Source organism: Dactylosporangium salmoneum (assembly GCF_039532525.1).
Taxonomy (GTDB): Bacteria; Actinomycetota; Actinomycetes; order Mycobacteriales; family Micromonosporaceae; genus Dactylosporangium; species Dactylosporangium salmoneum.
This window is the reverse complement of the sequence record NZ_BAAARV010000005.1, coordinates 1-13,621: the sequence shown is the minus strand read 5'-3', so window position 1 is coordinate 13,621 and position 13,621 is coordinate 1. Positions and strand designations below refer to the sequence as shown.

Genomic DNA, 13,621 nt, shown 5'->3' with positions numbered 1-13,621 from the left:
CCGTGCGCACGGTGACGCTGGTCCTCGTGTCCGCACACGGTGACGTGCTCGGGGCGCTGCCGGCGTTCTCGGTCGAGCGGCCCTACTGGCCCGAGGTGGACGACGTCGTCGCCGGGGCGCGGAAGCGTTTCGGCGTCGACGTCACCGTGCTGCGGCTGGTGCACGCCTCCCGGCCGCACCCGCACGGTGGCGCGGTGACGTACCTCGCCGAGGTATCCGACGTGCCGCGGCCCCTGGACGAGACCGGCTTCGTGCCGGTGCCGCATCCCAAGCGGGCGCCCTATGCCGAGGTGGGCGGGCCGGCCGAGTCGCTGCGATGGGCGCTCGAGCACTTCGAGGCGACCTCGGTCGTGCAGCGCAAGACGTGGAACCTCTCCGCCTTGTGGACGCTGGACGGCCCCGGCGGCGCGGTGTGGCTCAAGCACCTGCCGCCGTTCCTGCGGGCCGAGGGGGAGGTGCTGGGCTGGCTCGGCGAGGTCGCCCCGGGCGCGGCGCCGCCGCTGCTGGCCGCCGACGGCACCGGCCGCCAGCTGATCGGCCACCTGCCCGGCGAGGACGGCTTCGACGCGCCCCTCGCCGCCCGTGTGGAGATGGCGGACCGGCTGCACGAGCTGCAGCGGCGGGCGCTGAGTGACGTGTCCGTCCTGGCCGGCCGCGGGACCCGGGACCGGCGCGGCGACCTGCTGCGCGAGCAGATCGTCGTGGCCGCCGAGCCGTGGCTGGCCGAGATCATCGGGCTCGACGCGGTGCTGGCGGGGCTGCCCGGGCGGCTGGCCGCCGCGGCGATGCCCGACACGCTCGTGCACGGCGACTTCCACCCGGGCAACGTGCGCTTCCCGGCCATCCTCGACTGGGGCGACGCCTTCCTGGGCAACCCGGCGTTCGACATCATCCGGCTGTGCGGCGGCCTCGACCCGTCCTCGGCTTCGGCGCTCGTGGCCCATTGGGCCGGCCTCTGGCGCCGCACGGCACCCGGCTGCGAGCCGGAGCGGGCCGTGGAGCTGCTCGCGCCGGTCGCCCCGCTGCTGGGGGCCGCGGTGTACGCCAACTTCGTGCACAACATCGAGCCGAGTGAATGGCCTTACCATGCCGACGATGTCCCCACCTGCCTGAAGGAGGCCGTCTCGCTGGGTTCGTGAGTTTTTGTCGTACCCATGCGATACAACTACCGGCGTCAAGGACCACCCCGATCTTGGAGGTAGATGGTCTTGAGCGTCGAAACGCGCTCGACGGCGGTCGTGATACCGCCCGTGGAGCCGCGCAACCTGGCCAAAGTGCCCTTCGTCGAACTCGCCGACGGGCGCCTGCAGGGCGTGGTGTCCAGCGGTTCCGACATCGAGCGGGTGTACGTCTCGTCGATCGGCGCGGGCACACACGGGCTCAGCTGCAGCACCAACAACAACCGGCCCTGCGGCGGGCTGCGCGGCGCCCATCCGTGCAAGCACCTGCAGGCGCTGCTGGCCGAGGCCGAGGCGCAGTACGGGCGGCAGCGGGTCGCCCGCTACCTGCGGGTCGAGGCCGACGAGGGCGTCTCGCTGCTGAGCGCGCTGAAGCCGCACCACGAGCCGACCCCCGCCGCCACGGTGTTCAGCCGCTTCCTGCGGCACCTGGCCTACCTGGAGGTGCCCGGCAGCGGCGAGCCGATCCCCGAGCTGCACTGGTTCCCGTCGGTGCGCGAGACGAGGAGCGACATCTGATGCTGTCCTCGCTGTTCACCGTCGGCGCCGAGGCCGATGCCGGCCTGACCGCCGCGCTCGAGCTGGCCGGCGCCGTCGACGAGGGGCTGGTACACGGGTTCGCCCGAGTCGACGAGGACCGGGCGGCCGCGCTGGCCGGCCTGGCCGCGGCGTTCGGCGGCAGCCCCTTGCGCGAGCCGGTCGCCGAGGCGATCGAGAAGATCGCCACCGGCTCGATCGCCGACGAGCACCTCTTCGCCCTGGCGGCGGCCCGGATCGCGCTCTTCGGCGCCGCCCACGACGCGCTGCTCGCGCAGGCCGACGCGGCGCTGGGCCGCCGGCGCGCGACCTGGGACGGGGAGCCCGGGCCGGCCGCGGCCGCCACCCACCTGCTGGGCGGCGCCCGATCGTGGCTGCGGGAGCTGGCCATCACCGGCTGGCGCGGCGTCGACAACGACCTCGTCGCCGCCTCCACCCAGGCCATCGAGGCGGCGCTGGGCGACCCGGAGCTGCGCCGCCTGGCGCTGCTGCTCGACGGGTTCGCCGCCGAGCTGCGCGCGGGCAGCCCGATCGCCACGCTGGAGCACCTGCCGGTGCGCCGCTGGGCCGACCTGTGGAGCCGCGCACTGCTGCTGGCCCGCGACGGCGGCCGGGCCCCCGGCGAGGCACAGGCCGAGCCGGTCACCGGGCAGCTCTACGTGCTCGGCGCCGACGTCCATGAGCACCCCAGCGCCGTGCAGGTGCAGGTCCACGGCGTGCTGACGGCCGGCGGCGCCGCGCCGCGGCTGGTCCGCACGAGCGTCTCGGCGGCGAAGGTCGACACGATCGTCGGCCCGGCGATCTGGCTGCTGCTGGCCGACCACCCGCGGCTGCTGAGCGCGCTGGCCAAGCACCGCGTGCTGGAGCTGGCCGACATGCCGCTGCTGCCGGGCGGCGACCTGATCTGGCGCGACGAGCGGGCCACCGCCGGCGACGAGGCCGACCCGTTCACCACCGCCCGCGTGCACCTCGGCGCCGCGCTCGCCCCGGCCACCCCGCCGCTGGAGCGGCACCCGGCCCGCATCGCCGAGCCGGTCCTCGTCGAGGACCTGTCCGCGGTCACCCTGGACGCGCGGCGGCTGCCGGCCTGCGGGCCGCTCACCCCGGCCGTGCTGGAGTCCGCGAGCGCCGCCATCGGCCTGCTGCGCTGGGACGACGGGGCCTGGACGGTGCAGCCGCTCGCGGTGCAGGCCACGGTGAAGAAGAAGCTCGTCGGGGTGCACAACACCGCCCTGGCCGACTGGCAGCCCACGAAGAAGGGCGAGGCGGTCGAGGTGCTGCGCGAGCGGGCCGGAAGGTTGCTGCGCAAGTGAACGCCGACGAGAACCGCAGGCAGGTCCTGTACTGGCGCATGCTCGGGCGGGTGTTCGAGGCCGACGAGCAGGCCGCCCTGGAGTCGGCCAGCGTCGCCATCGTCGAGGACATCGGGCTGCCTGCGGCCGTGCTCGACCCGGGCGCCACGGTCGACGACCTGGTCCAGCGCCACCCCGAGCTGGCCGCCGAGTTCGACGGGCTGATGACCGAGGAGAAGGCCGGACAGCCCGGCGGCGAGGTGCGCCGGGCCGCGCTCGTCGCCAAGCTGATGATCAACGTCTTCAGCACCGGCACCGGCGGGGTGAGCGCCACCCAGCTGGCCAACTGGCAGGCGGACGCCGGCTGGTTCGAGAAGGCGCTCGGCCACGACCCGGGGGCGCTGCGCGGCCGGCCGGGCGAGGGCGGGATGGGCGCCACGCTCGGCGCGATCGAGGGCGACCTGGTCAACCGCATGCACCTGCGCGAGGTGCTGGCCAACCCGGTGCTGGCCAAGCGGCTCACCCCGAGCATGTCGCTGATCGGGCAGCTGCTGCGGGACAAGGACAACCTGTCCGGGGTGGCCCTGGCCAACGCCAAGGCGCTCATCCGGCGGTTCGTCGACGAGGTCGCCGCGGTGCTGCGCACGCAGGTCCAGCAGACCAGCGTCGGCGAGATCGACCGATCGGTGCCGCCGAAGCGGGTGTTCCGCAACCTCGACATCGAGCGGACCATCTGGAAGAACCTCACCAACTGGAGCCCGGAGGACGAGCGGCTCTACGTCGACCGGCTCTTCTACAAGCAGACCGCGAAGCGCACCACCCCGGCCCGGCTCATCGTGGTGGTCGACCAGTCCGGCTCGATGGTCAACGCGATGGTCAACTGCACCATCCTCGCCTCCATCTTCGCCGGGCTGCCCAAGGTCGACGTGCATCTGATCGCCTACGACACCCGCGCGCTGGACCTCACGCCGTGGGTGCACGACCCCTTCGAGGTGCTGCTGCGCACCAAGCTCGGCGGCGGCAACGACGGGCCGGTCGCGATGGCCATGGCCCAGCCGAAGATCGCCGATCCGCGCAACACGGTGATGGTCTGGATCTCGGACTTCTACGAGTTCGACCGCTCCCAGCCGCTCTTCGACATGATCCAGTCCGTCCATCGATCGGGCGTGAGGTTCATCCCGGTGGGCTCGGTCAGCAGCGGTGGCGAGCAGAGCGTCAACCCGTGGTTCCGCCAGCGCTTCAAGGACCTCGGCACCCCCGTGCTGTCCGGGCACGTCCGCAAGCTTGTTTCCGAACTCAAGAGCTTCCTCGCATAGGAGACCCCGCAATGACCGACATGCTCCGCGCCCCCGCCGAGGTCAAGTACGCCGAGGAGCTGGACTGGCTCGAGTCGATCGACGACGGGCCCAAGCCGTTCTCGTGGCGGCTCAGCCCGCGCATGGTGCGCCTGTTCGTCCTCGGCACAGAAGGCCGTTCTTTGGGCGACGCCGACGGCCTCGACCGCGAGATCTCGCAGAAGTGGTTCGGCGACCGCAGCTTCGTCGAGCGCAGCATCGTGACGCTGGCCTCCGACCGCGGGCTGCTGCTCATCGGCGACCCCGGCACCGGCAAGAGCTGGCTGGCCGAGCTGCTCGCCGCGGCCATCTCGCGCAACTCGACGCTCGTGGTGCAGGGCACGGCCGGCACCACCGAGGACCACATCAAGTACTCCTGGAACGTCTCGATGGTCATCGCCAAGGGCCAGTCCCGGGCGTCGATGATCCCGTCGCCGATCATGACCGCGATGGAGAAGGGCGTCATCGGCCGGTTCGAGGAGCTGACCCGCTCCACCAGTGACGTGCAGGACGCGCTGATCTCGATCCTGTCGGAGAAGTACGTCTCGATCCCGGAGCTCGACGAGGACAACATCGTCTTCGCCCAGCCCGGCTTCTCGATCATCGCCACCGCCAACAGCCGCGACCGGGGCGTCAACGACCTGTCCTCGGCGCTGAAGCGGCGGTTCAACTTCGTGCGCATCCCGGTGGTCACCAACAAGAAGAGCGAGGCGGAGATCGTCCGCTTCCGCACCACCGAGCTGCTGCGCCGGCACCGGATCGAGCTGGACGTGCCGCCCAACCTGCTCGACATCCTGCTGCAGAGCTTCGCCGACCTGCGGGCCGCGGCCTCCTCGGCCACCAGCGACGACGAGAAGCTCGAGTCGGCGCTGTCCACCGCCGAGCAGATCGGCGTGCTGGAGGACGCGATCCTGCACAGCACGTTCTTCGGCGACCGCAAGCTGCGGGCCGAGACCCTCGCCGGCTCCCTGGTCGGCTCGCTCGCCCGGCGCAGCCCGGAGGACCTGGCCATCCTGAACAAGTACTGGCACGGCGTCGTCGAGCCGCGCAGCAAGGAGGACGGCGGCGAGTGGCCGGCGTTCCTCGAGGGCGGACGCCAGGCGATCGCCACACTGTCATGATCTTCGACGACCTGCGGACGCAGCTGGTCGACGCCACCACGGCGTTGGCCGACAAGAGCGCCGTGCCGGAGATCCTGTCCGGGATCGTCGACGACGTCGACCGCGCGCTGCGCGAGGAGCTGGAGATCTTCCCGGTCTGCCACCACTCGCCGGCGTCCGGCCTGGCCATGGTCCGGCGACTGCGGGAGAAGCAGCCCAAGGTCATCTACCTCGAGCTGTGCGAGGACATGGCGCCGCTGCTCACCGAGCTGCGCAACTGCCGGCTCCCGGTGGCCCTGCAGTCCTTCGCCTCGCAGCTGGACGGCTTCCCGCAGGAGTGGGGGCCGCTCAGCGTGGTCGCGCCGATCACCGAGGCGTCCGCGGAGTACCAGGCGATCGCCTACGCCCTCGACACCCCCGGCGTCGAGCTGGTGCTGGTCGACCGCTCGACCGACCACGTCTTCCAGTGGCAGCCGCGGGAGGAGGACGGGCCGGCCGGGGAAGGGGCGGAGGAGTCCGACGACGCCGACCTGCACGGCGACGCGGTCGGCATCGAGATCGGCGACCTGCGCCCGCGCTTCGCCGAGCTGGAGCAGCACCTGCTGCACCACGGCAAGGTGCGGCACTGGTCGGAGTGGTGGGACCAGTACGTGGAGCAGCCCCTGTCCGGCGCCGACTACGCCACCTACCGGCAGGTCATGGTGCTCATCGGCAGCCTGTTCCGCCGGTTGCAGCCCACCGACGCCCGGCGGGTGAAGGTGGACGAGGACCGGGAGCGGTACATGTGGACCCGGATGCGGGAGCACCTGGCCCGCACCGGCGTCGACCGGGCCGACTGCCTCTACGTCTGCGGCGCATTCCATGCCGCGAGCCGGGTGCCGGAGTTCGGCACCGCGGAGGGCACGCCGGACTGGCAGATCAGCCCGCGCACCGAGACGAAGTGGCTCTACGGGCTCATCCCGTCGAGTCACTCGGCCATCGAGGCGCAGTTCGGGCTGGCCTCGGGCTCGGTCTCGATCGCCGCGGCGACGTGGCAGAAGGCGGTCACCCGGGCCCGGCTCACGCCGTTCCAGCTGGAGGGGCAGAAGGGCAGCCGCAAGCGCAAGGCGGCTGCGGCCGCGCCGGCCGTGGCGCCGGAGCCGGCGTCCGACCGGCTGACCGGCTTCCTGGCCAGCCCCCCGACGCTCGACGGGCTCGACGAGGAGGAGCTGCTCGGCTGGTGTGTCGACATCGTGCGGCTGGCCCGGCGCAACGGCTACCTGGCCAGCACCGCCGACGCGATCGCGGTCTACGAGACCTCGATCCTGCTGGCGGGCATGCGCAACCGGGCGCGGCCGACGCCGTACGACTTCCAGGACGCCGCGGTCACCTGCATCGAGAAGGACACCGTGCCCGGGCGGCGCGACGTGCGGCGGCTGTGCGAGATCCTGCTCGGCGGCGACCGGGTCGGGCAGGTCGGCTACGAGGCGCTGCCGCCGCTGGCCCGCGACGTCTACGACCGGCTCGCCCCGATCGGGCTGGACCTGACCCGCTCCACCGTCCAGCGGGCGCTGCTCGACCTGGCCGGCAAGCCCGAGCTCGGGCCGGCCTCGCATCTGCTGTGGATGCTGCGGTATCTGCTGCCCGAGGGGGCGGTCCGGCCGATCATGGGCACCCGGCGGCTCGGCGAGAAGTCGATCCAGGAGAGCTGGGACCTCGCGATCGGCAAGCACCAGCGGTACATCATCGAGCTGGGCTACGAGGGCGTGACCGTCGAGCAGGTGGTCGAGCAGCGGCTGCGCCGCTCGGTCTGGGCCCCCGACGCCACCGCGGCCCGGGCCCTGAGCGCGGTCGAGGACTCGATCCTGTTCCTCGGCAGCCGCCGCTTCACCGACGAGCTCGGCGCCCGCGCGGTGGAGCTGCTCGCCGCCGAGCGGACCGTGGACGAGGCCCCGGAGGTGCTGCGGCGGATCCGGCGGCTGCTGGCGTACTACCGCACGAGCGAGCCCACGCTGCCGGCCTGGTGCGAGTCGTTCGTGACGGCCGGCTACGCGCACTACTGCACGCTGCTGCCGACCGCGTTCGTCGACGACGAGACCGGCGTGCGGCAGGTGGCGGCCATGTGCGGGTTCCTCTTCACCATGGAGGGGCTGGCGCTGTCGTTGGGCTGCGACCGGGCCCAGCTGGAGCTGGCCGTGCGCCAGTCCCACCCGGAGAGCCCGGCCAAGCTCGCCCTGCTGTGGTCGGCCCAGCACCAGCTGGGCCTGCTGTCGCTGGCCGACCTGCGGGCCCGCTGCGCCGAGCTGCTGGCCAACCCGCTGGTCGTGCCGTCGGTGCCGCAGTACCTCAGCGGCTTCATCCAGGCGCTGGACCCGGCGCCGAAGCTCACGCCCTTCGTGGTCGAGATGATGTCCAACGCCTTCGCCAAGCTGCCCGACCCGGTGCTGCTGCCATGGCTGCCGACGCTCATCACGACGCTGCGCGACCAGGCCGCGGAGCTGGTGCCGCTGCTCGTGCGCGAGGCCGGCCGCACGTTCCCGGGCACGTTGCCCGCGGTCGACGCCTTCGTGCCGCCGTGGCTGGCCCAGCCCCGGGCCGCGGCCGCCGCCCCGGCACACGCGGCCGGGCCGGTCGAGGCGTTCCTGGCCGCCCACCCGGCGACCACCGACGCCCTGGCCGGGGCGCTCGGGCTGGCGACCGGCTGGGTCGTGGCCGAGTCCGGGCCCGCCGCCGGGCCGCTGCCGCTGCTCGCCGAATATCCGGAGACGGCCGAGGCTCTGGCCGCTGTGCTCGCCGCGCCGGTCTAGGCCGTTCCGGCGCGGTGTGGGTCCACCCCCGGAGTCCGTCCGGGGGTGGACCGTCCCGATTAGCGTGGGTCTATGGACCTTTCGTCGCTGCTGCTCGCCGGGGGCGCCTGCCTGGGGGCCCTGCTCGTGTTCGCGATCGTCGTGGCCGTCATCGGGCAACGGCGGGAGCGGCGGCGGCGCGAGGGCCTGCAGCAGTGGGCCGCGCACCACGGGTGGCGCTACGACCCGCTCCCGGCGGTCGAGTGGTGGCGCCGGCTGCCGGGGCACAACCGGCGCGGGGTCACCCTCGCGCTGACCGGGCTCGTCGGCGGCCGGACCGTCTCGATCGCCGAGTACTACTACACGACTACCACGACCACGCCCGGTCCCGACGGCGCGGCCACGACCAGCTCGTCCACGCACCGCTACGTGGTGTACCTCGTCCGGCTGCGCCAGGCCCTCCCCAGCCTGGCGGTGCACCGTCGCGGCGCGGTGTCGCGCTTCGGCCGGGCGCTCTTCGGCGACCGGCCCACGGCCCTGGGCTACGAGCCCTTCGACCGCGCCTACCGGATCTCGGCCGAGCGCCCCGACGTCGTGCCGGCGGTGTTCCGGCGCGATCTCGTGGCCGAGCACGTCGCCGGGCGGCTGCCGGAGTGGAGCCTGCACGGCGCCGAGCTCATGACCTTCGAGACGGGGCGGATCGACGACCCCGCGACGATCCCGGGGCGCTTCGCGGCTCTGGTCCGGCTGGCCGAACTGATCGAGCCCCGCTAGAGCGTGGCCAGGAACTCGTCCAGCGTCGTCGTCGGGCGGCCGAGCAGCCGGCTGAGCTCGCCGGTCACGACGTCCAGCGCGCCCTTGGCGATCTCGGCGTCCGATTTCGCCAGGATCTCGGCGAACCGGTCCGGCACGCCGAAGCCCTCCAGCGTGCGGGCGTACTCCTCGACGGGCAGGTCGCGGTACGACACCGGGGTCTGAAAGCGCCGCGCGAGCGCCTCGGCGAACTCGGTGAGCGTGAACGCGTGGTCGCCGCCGAGCTCGTAGATCGCGTTGTCGTGCCCGTCGGTGCTGGCCACGACGGCCGCGGCCGCGGCGAAGTCCGCCCGGGTGGCCCCGGCGATGCGCCCGTCGCCGGCCGAGCCGAGGACGACGCCGTGCTCCAGCGTGGCGGCCAGGTTCCCGGTGTAGTTCTCGAGGTACCAGTTGTTGCGCAGGAACGTGAACGGCACGCCGGTGGAGCGGATGTGCTCCTCGGTGGCCAGGTGCTCGGGCGAGATCGGGATCGGGTTGGTGTCGGCGCGGGTGATGCTGGTGTACACGATCCGGCCGACCTTGGCCGCCGCGGCCGCCTCGACGACCGTGCGGTGCTGCTCCAGGCGCCGGCCGACGTCGCTGGCCGAGATGAACACGAGCACGTCGCTGCCCTCGAACGCCTCGACCAGGCTCTCCGGCTTGTCGTAGTCGCCGTAGCGGGCCCCGCTTCCGGCCTCCTCGGGCCGGCGGGCCACGCCGCGCACGTCGTGCCCCTTCAGCGAGTCGAGGATCAGCTTGCCCAGGTGTCCGGTCGCGCCGGTGACGGTGATTGTCGTTTCTGGATCGTAGGCACTAACTTTTAGAAAGTGCAAGCGCTCGGGTTATCGTATGAGTCATGTCCTACGAGGAGCTGGTCTTCGACGTCTTCGCCCGGAACTGCACGTCGCGGCCGGTCATGGAGACCGTGGCCGGCCGGTGGGGCCTCCTCACGATGGCCGCGCTGCGGGACGGCACGCACCGCTTCAACGAGCTGCGGCGGCGGGTCGACGGCGTGAGCGAGAAGATGCTGTCGCAGACGTTGCACGCGCTGGAGCGTGACGGGCTGGTGGTGCGGGAGGTGCGCAGCGCGATCCCGCCCCGGGTGGAGTACAGCCTCACCGACCCCGGCCGCCGGATCGCCGCCAAGCTGACGGAGCTCATCGAGCTGCTCGAGGCCGAGATGCCCGGGATCACGCTGGCACAGGCCCGCTACGACACCGCTAAAGATCCCGCTGACGTACCGCAACAGCCGCAGCGGTGAGCACCAGCACATAGGCCGCGAGGACGGCCGCGGCGGTTCCCTGGCTCAGGCCGGCGTCCATGCCGCCGAGGGACGTGGCCGCGCGGAACGGCAGCCAGCGGGCCGCGTCGCCAAGCAGTTCGGCCGCCACCCCCTCAATGAGGGCCAGCCAGGCCAGCGAGCCTGCGATCGCGGCCACCTGGTTGCGCACCAGCGCCCCGACCGCCACGCCGATCGCGGCGAAGGCGGCGTTCCAGCCGACGGCGCCCGCCAGCGTGGACCACGGCACGCCGCCGGTGCCGCGCGCCTCGACCAGGAGCAGGGCGACCGCGCCGCCGGCCACGCCGAAGCCGGCGCCCACGAGCGCGTGGACGACGAGCTTGTCGAGCAGCACGCGGCCGCGCCTCGGGGTCGAGAGGTAGGTGTCGGCGATGGTGCGGTGGCGGTACTCGCCGGCCAGCGCCGTGATGCCCAGCACCAGCGGGAAGAGCGCGGCCAGCCCGGCGTGGGCGGCGGCGCCGGCCGAGTCCTCGGGGTGGCGGGCCAGCCGGCTCCCGGCGCCGGCGGCGACCAGCACGAGCGCGGCGGCGAGCAGCAGCCAGGGCGCCCGCACGGTGGTGAGCTTGCGGATCTCAGACCGCACTGGTGGCCTCCGTCGTGGTCAGGAACGTGTGCTCGAGGTCGCCGCCGGCCGGTCCCTCGTACCGCAACCGTCCACGGTGGACGATCACGACGTGGTCGGCGGTCTGCGCCACCTCGGCCAGCACGTGGCTGGAGACCAGGACCGTGTGCCCGGCCGCGGCGCGGCGCTTGAGCAGGGCGCGCAGCCAGGCCATGCCCGCCGGGTCGAGCCCGTTGGCCGGCTCGTCGAGCACGAGCAGCCCCGGGTCGCCGAGCAGCGCGCCGGCGAGGCCGAGGCGCTGGCGCATGCCGAGCGAGTAGCCGCGCACCCGGCGGCGGCCCGCCTCGGTCAGCCCGACCTCGTCGAGCACCTCGTCGACCCGCGCGTGCGGAAGCCTCGCCGCGCCGGCCAGGATCCGCAGGTGGTCGCGGCCGCGGCGGCCCGGGTGGAAGCCGCCGGACTCGAGCAGCGCGCCGACCGCGCGCCGGGGGTTGGGCAGCTCCGCGAAGGGCCGCCCGTCGATGAGCGCCGCGCCGGCGCTCGGCCGGGCCAGTCCGACGAGCATCCGCAGGGTGGTGGTCTTGCCGGCCCCGTTCGGCCCGAGGAAGGCGGTGACCGCGCCGGCCGGGACGTCGAAGGTGAGCCCGTCGACCGCGGTTTGGTGGCCGTACCGCTTGGTGAGGGCCTGTATCCGTACCTCTGTCATGCCCTTCACGATCGGCGGCGAGCCCGGCCGTGTCGTCGCCCTGCCGCGGCATCCGGAATACCGCGGCCGTGGGACGTTTTTGTCGTACCCCCGGCCTACCGTGACACCCATGCGGATCGACCTCACCATCGCCCTCGTCCTGGGCGTCGTCGTGCTGGTCACCACGCACGGCTCCCCGGCGTCCGCGGCCGTCGACCCGGCCGCCGTGACCGCCGTCGCGGTGGCCTGCGGCGCCCTGGTGGGCCGCCGTCACCACCCCTTCGCCGCCTTCCTGGTGAGCTCGATCGCCGCCGAGACCTACCTGGTGCTCAACCACACCAGCACCAACGGAGCCCTGGTCCTGGCCGCCCCGCTGCTGGCGCTCTACACGGTGGCCGAGTCCGAGAGCCGCCGCCGCGCCCTGACCATCGGCGTGCTCGCCGTGCTCGCCTTCGCGGGCCTGCACATGCTGGTGAAGCCCGAGTCCTGGCTCGGGCCGGAGAACCTGGCCCTGGCCGCGCTGGGCGCCCTGGCCGTGGCCGCCGGCGACGGCGCCCGAAGCCGCCGGGCGTATCTGGCCGAGGTCGAGGCGCGGGCCCGCCGCGCCGAGCACGACCGCGAGGCCGAGGCCCTGCGCCGCGTCACCGAGGAGCGCCTGCGCATCGCCCGCGACCTGCACGACGCCGTCGGCCACCAGCTCGCCCTGATCAACGTCCAGGCGGGCGTCGCCGCCCAGCTGCTGCAGTCCCGCCCGCCGGCCGCCCGCGAGGCCCTGGCCCACGTCCGCGTCGCCTCCCGGGCCGCCCTGGGCGAGCTGCGCGACACGATCGGCCTGCTGCGCCGCCCGGGCGAGCCCCCGCCCCCGGTCGACCCCCTGCCAGGCCTGTCCGGCCTGCCGGACCTGCTGACGACCTTCACCCGCGCCGGCCGCCCGTTGAGCGCCGTGACCACGGCCGACGACCCGGCCGACCCGCTGACGTTGCCGTCGCCGGTGGATCTGACGGCGTACCGGGTCATTCAGGAGTCCCTGACCAACGCCTGCAAACACGCGGCCGCGGCCCCGATCGCCGTCCACCTGCACTACACCGCCGCCACCCTGCGCGTGCGCATCGACAACGGCCCATCGCCACTGACCGTTGCCGCCGGGGACGGGCTCGGCCTTGTCGGCATGCGCGAGCGGGTGGAGGCCCTCGGCGGCACCCTGGTCGCCGGCCTACGCCCCGACGGCGGCTACCGCGTCACCGCCCTCCTGCCCCGGACCCCGCGATGATCAACGTGTTGCTGGCCGACGACCAGCCCCTGATCCGCAGCGGCTTCCGCGTGTTCGTCGAGGCGGCCGACGACGTGACCGTGGTCGGTGAGGCCGCAACCGGCCGCCGGGCGGTCGAGCTGGCCCGCGAGACGCGCGCCGACGTGGTGCTGATGGACATCCGCATGCCCGACCTCGACGGCCTCGCCGCGACCCGCCTGATCACCGCCGACCCCGACCTGGCCGGCGTGCGCGTCCTGATCCTGACGACCTTCGAGGTCGACGAGTACGTCTTCGCCGCCCTCCGCGCCGGCGCCAGCGGCTTCCTCGGCAAGAGCGCCGAGCCGGAAGACCTGCTGGCCGCCATCCGCACCGTGCACCGCGGCGACGCGCTGCTCTCCCCGGCCGCCACCCGCAGCCTGATCTCCCGCTTCCTGACCGAGCCTTCGCTGGAAGCCACCCGCCTGGACCCGGCCCGCACCGCCCTGCTGACCGCCCGCGAGCGCGAGGTCGTCCGCCTCGTCGCCACGGGCCTGTCCAACGACGAGATCGCCGCCCACCTGGTCGTGAGCCCGCACACCGCGAAGACCCACGTCAACCGCGCCATGACCAAGCTCGGCGCCCACGACCGCGCCCAACTGGTGATCCTCGCCTACGAGTCGGGTCTGGCCCGTCTGCACGGCGGCCCTGCCGCGCTCCCGCCCTGACCTCGCCACCCGCCCGGCCCTGGCCGCGCCGCCCGCCCGGCCCTGGCCGCGCCGCCCGCCCGGCCCTGGCCGCGCCGCCCGCCCGGCCCTGGCCGCGCCGCCCGCCCGGCCCTGGCCGCG

The 13,621-nt window shown here is 73.7% G+C and carries 13 protein-coding genes; 10 read left to right on the top strand and 3 right to left on the bottom strand.

What is annotated here, in order from left to right; translation table 11 throughout:
* Positions 1-2 precede the first annotated feature (2 nt).
* The 7 genes from ABD352_RS02795 (at position 3) to ABD352_RS02765 (ending at position 8,980) form a co-directional block, all read left to right on the top strand.
* Positions 3-1,139 carry an aminoglycoside phosphotransferase family protein gene (locus tag ABD352_RS02795; RefSeq protein WP_344610587.1) on the top strand — a complete coding sequence of 379 codons (1,137 nt, stop codon included), beginning with the start codon at positions 3-5 and terminating at the stop codon, positions 1,137-1,139.
* Between the two features lie 63 nt (positions 1,140-1,202).
* Positions 1,203-1,697, top strand: coding sequence for a hypothetical protein (locus ABD352_RS02790; RefSeq protein ID WP_344610586.1), 495 nt, complete (start codon positions 1,203-1,205; stop codon positions 1,695-1,697).
* Positions 1,694-3,028 (top strand): hypothetical protein, encoded by a 1,335-nt coding sequence (locus ABD352_RS02785; protein ID WP_425553460.1) that lies wholly within the window; start codon positions 1,694-1,696, stop codon positions 3,026-3,028. Before ABD352_RS02790 ends, ABD352_RS02785 begins: the two co-directional genes overlap by 4 nt.
* Before the next feature lie 38 nt (positions 3,029-3,066).
* Positions 3,067-4,323 (top strand): vWA domain-containing protein, encoded by a 1,257-nt coding sequence (locus ABD352_RS02780; RefSeq protein WP_344610957.1) that lies wholly within the window; start codon positions 3,067-3,069, stop codon positions 4,321-4,323.
* Between the two features lie 11 nt (positions 4,324-4,334).
* Positions 4,335-5,462, top strand: a complete 1,128-nt coding sequence (locus ABD352_RS02775; RefSeq protein ID WP_344610584.1) for an ATP-binding protein — start codon at positions 4,335-4,337, stop codon at positions 5,460-5,462.
* A complete protein-coding gene (locus ABD352_RS02770; RefSeq protein WP_344610583.1) occupies positions 5,459-8,227 on the top strand; it encodes a DUF5682 family protein in 2,769 nt (922 codons plus the stop codon). The genes ABD352_RS02775 and ABD352_RS02770 overlap by 4 nt, the downstream gene beginning before the upstream one ends.
* Positions 8,228-8,299: 72 nt before the next feature.
* Positions 8,300-8,980 carry a hypothetical protein gene (locus tag ABD352_RS02765; protein ID WP_344610582.1) on the top strand — a complete coding sequence of 227 codons (681 nt, stop codon included), beginning with the start codon at positions 8,300-8,302 and terminating at the stop codon, positions 8,978-8,980.
* On the opposite strand, the gene ABD352_RS02760 is transcribed toward ABD352_RS02765, so the two are convergent.
* A complete protein-coding gene (locus tag ABD352_RS02760; protein ID WP_344610581.1) occupies positions 8,977-9,831 on the bottom strand; it encodes an SDR family oxidoreductase in 855 nt (284 codons plus the stop codon). The two genes, ABD352_RS02765 and ABD352_RS02760, sit on opposite strands and share 4 nt — an antisense overlap.
* A gap of 23 nt (positions 9,832-9,854) precedes the next feature.
* Here ABD352_RS02760 and ABD352_RS02755 point away from each other — a divergent pair, with 23 nt between their 5' ends.
* Complete coding sequence (locus tag ABD352_RS02755; RefSeq protein WP_344610580.1) at positions 9,855-10,259, top strand: winged helix-turn-helix transcriptional regulator; 405 nt, start codon at positions 9,855-9,857, stop codon at positions 10,257-10,259.
* Here the strand turns inward: ABD352_RS02755 and ABD352_RS02750 are convergent.
* On the bottom strand, positions 10,219-10,881 hold the full coding sequence (locus ABD352_RS02750; RefSeq protein ID WP_344610579.1) for an ABC transporter permease subunit: 663 nt from the start codon (positions 10,879-10,881) through the stop codon (positions 10,219-10,221). The genes ABD352_RS02755 and ABD352_RS02750 overlap by 41 nt on opposite strands.
* Positions 10,871-11,566 carry an ABC transporter ATP-binding protein gene (locus ABD352_RS02745; RefSeq protein ID WP_344610578.1) on the bottom strand — a complete coding sequence of 232 codons (696 nt, stop codon included), beginning with the start codon at positions 11,564-11,566 and terminating at the stop codon, positions 10,871-10,873. Before ABD352_RS02745 ends, ABD352_RS02750 begins: the two co-directional genes overlap by 11 nt.
* A gap of 109 nt (positions 11,567-11,675) precedes the next feature.
* Between ABD352_RS02745 and ABD352_RS02740 the strand changes: the two genes are divergently transcribed.
* The gene (locus ABD352_RS02740) at positions 11,676-12,815 is read left to right on the top strand and encodes a sensor histidine kinase (RefSeq protein WP_344610577.1); all 1,140 of its coding nucleotides are present in this window, start codon (positions 11,676-11,678) and stop codon (positions 12,813-12,815) included.
* Positions 12,812-13,501, top strand: coding sequence for a response regulator transcription factor (locus tag ABD352_RS02735; RefSeq protein ID WP_344610576.1), 690 nt, complete (start codon positions 12,812-12,814; stop codon positions 13,499-13,501). Before ABD352_RS02740 ends, ABD352_RS02735 begins: the two co-directional genes overlap by 4 nt.
* Positions 13,502-13,621: the final 120 nt, after the last annotated feature.

Bases quoted from the DNA above. Each gene is read 5' to 3' on its own strand.
- ABD352_RS02780 (WP_344610957.1), top strand. From the start codon at position 3,067: ATGCTCGGGCGGGTGTTCGAGGCCGACGAGCAGGCCGCCCTGGAGTCG.
- ABD352_RS02740 (WP_344610577.1), top strand. From the start codon at position 11,676: ATGCGGATCGACCTCACCATCGCCCTCGTCCTGGGCGTCGTCGTGCTG.
- ABD352_RS02790 (WP_344610586.1), top strand. From the start codon at position 1,203: ATGGTCTTGAGCGTCGAAACGCGCTCGACGGCGGTCGTGATACCGCCC.
- ABD352_RS02745 (WP_344610578.1), bottom strand. From the start codon at position 11,566: ATGACAGAGGTACGGATACAGGCCCTCACCAAGCGGTACGGCCACCAA.
- ABD352_RS02755 (WP_344610580.1), top strand. From the start codon at position 9,855: ATGTCCTACGAGGAGCTGGTCTTCGACGTCTTCGCCCGGAACTGCACG.
- ABD352_RS02765 (WP_344610582.1), top strand. From the start codon at position 8,300: ATGGACCTTTCGTCGCTGCTGCTCGCCGGGGGCGCCTGCCTGGGGGCC.
- ABD352_RS02735 (WP_344610576.1), top strand. From the start codon at position 12,812: ATGATCAACGTGTTGCTGGCCGACGACCAGCCCCTGATCCGCAGCGGC.
- ABD352_RS02775 (WP_344610584.1), top strand. From the start codon at position 4,335: ATGACCGACATGCTCCGCGCCCCCGCCGAGGTCAAGTACGCCGAGGAG.
- ABD352_RS02770 (WP_344610583.1), top strand. From the start codon at position 5,459: ATGATCTTCGACGACCTGCGGACGCAGCTGGTCGACGCCACCACGGCG.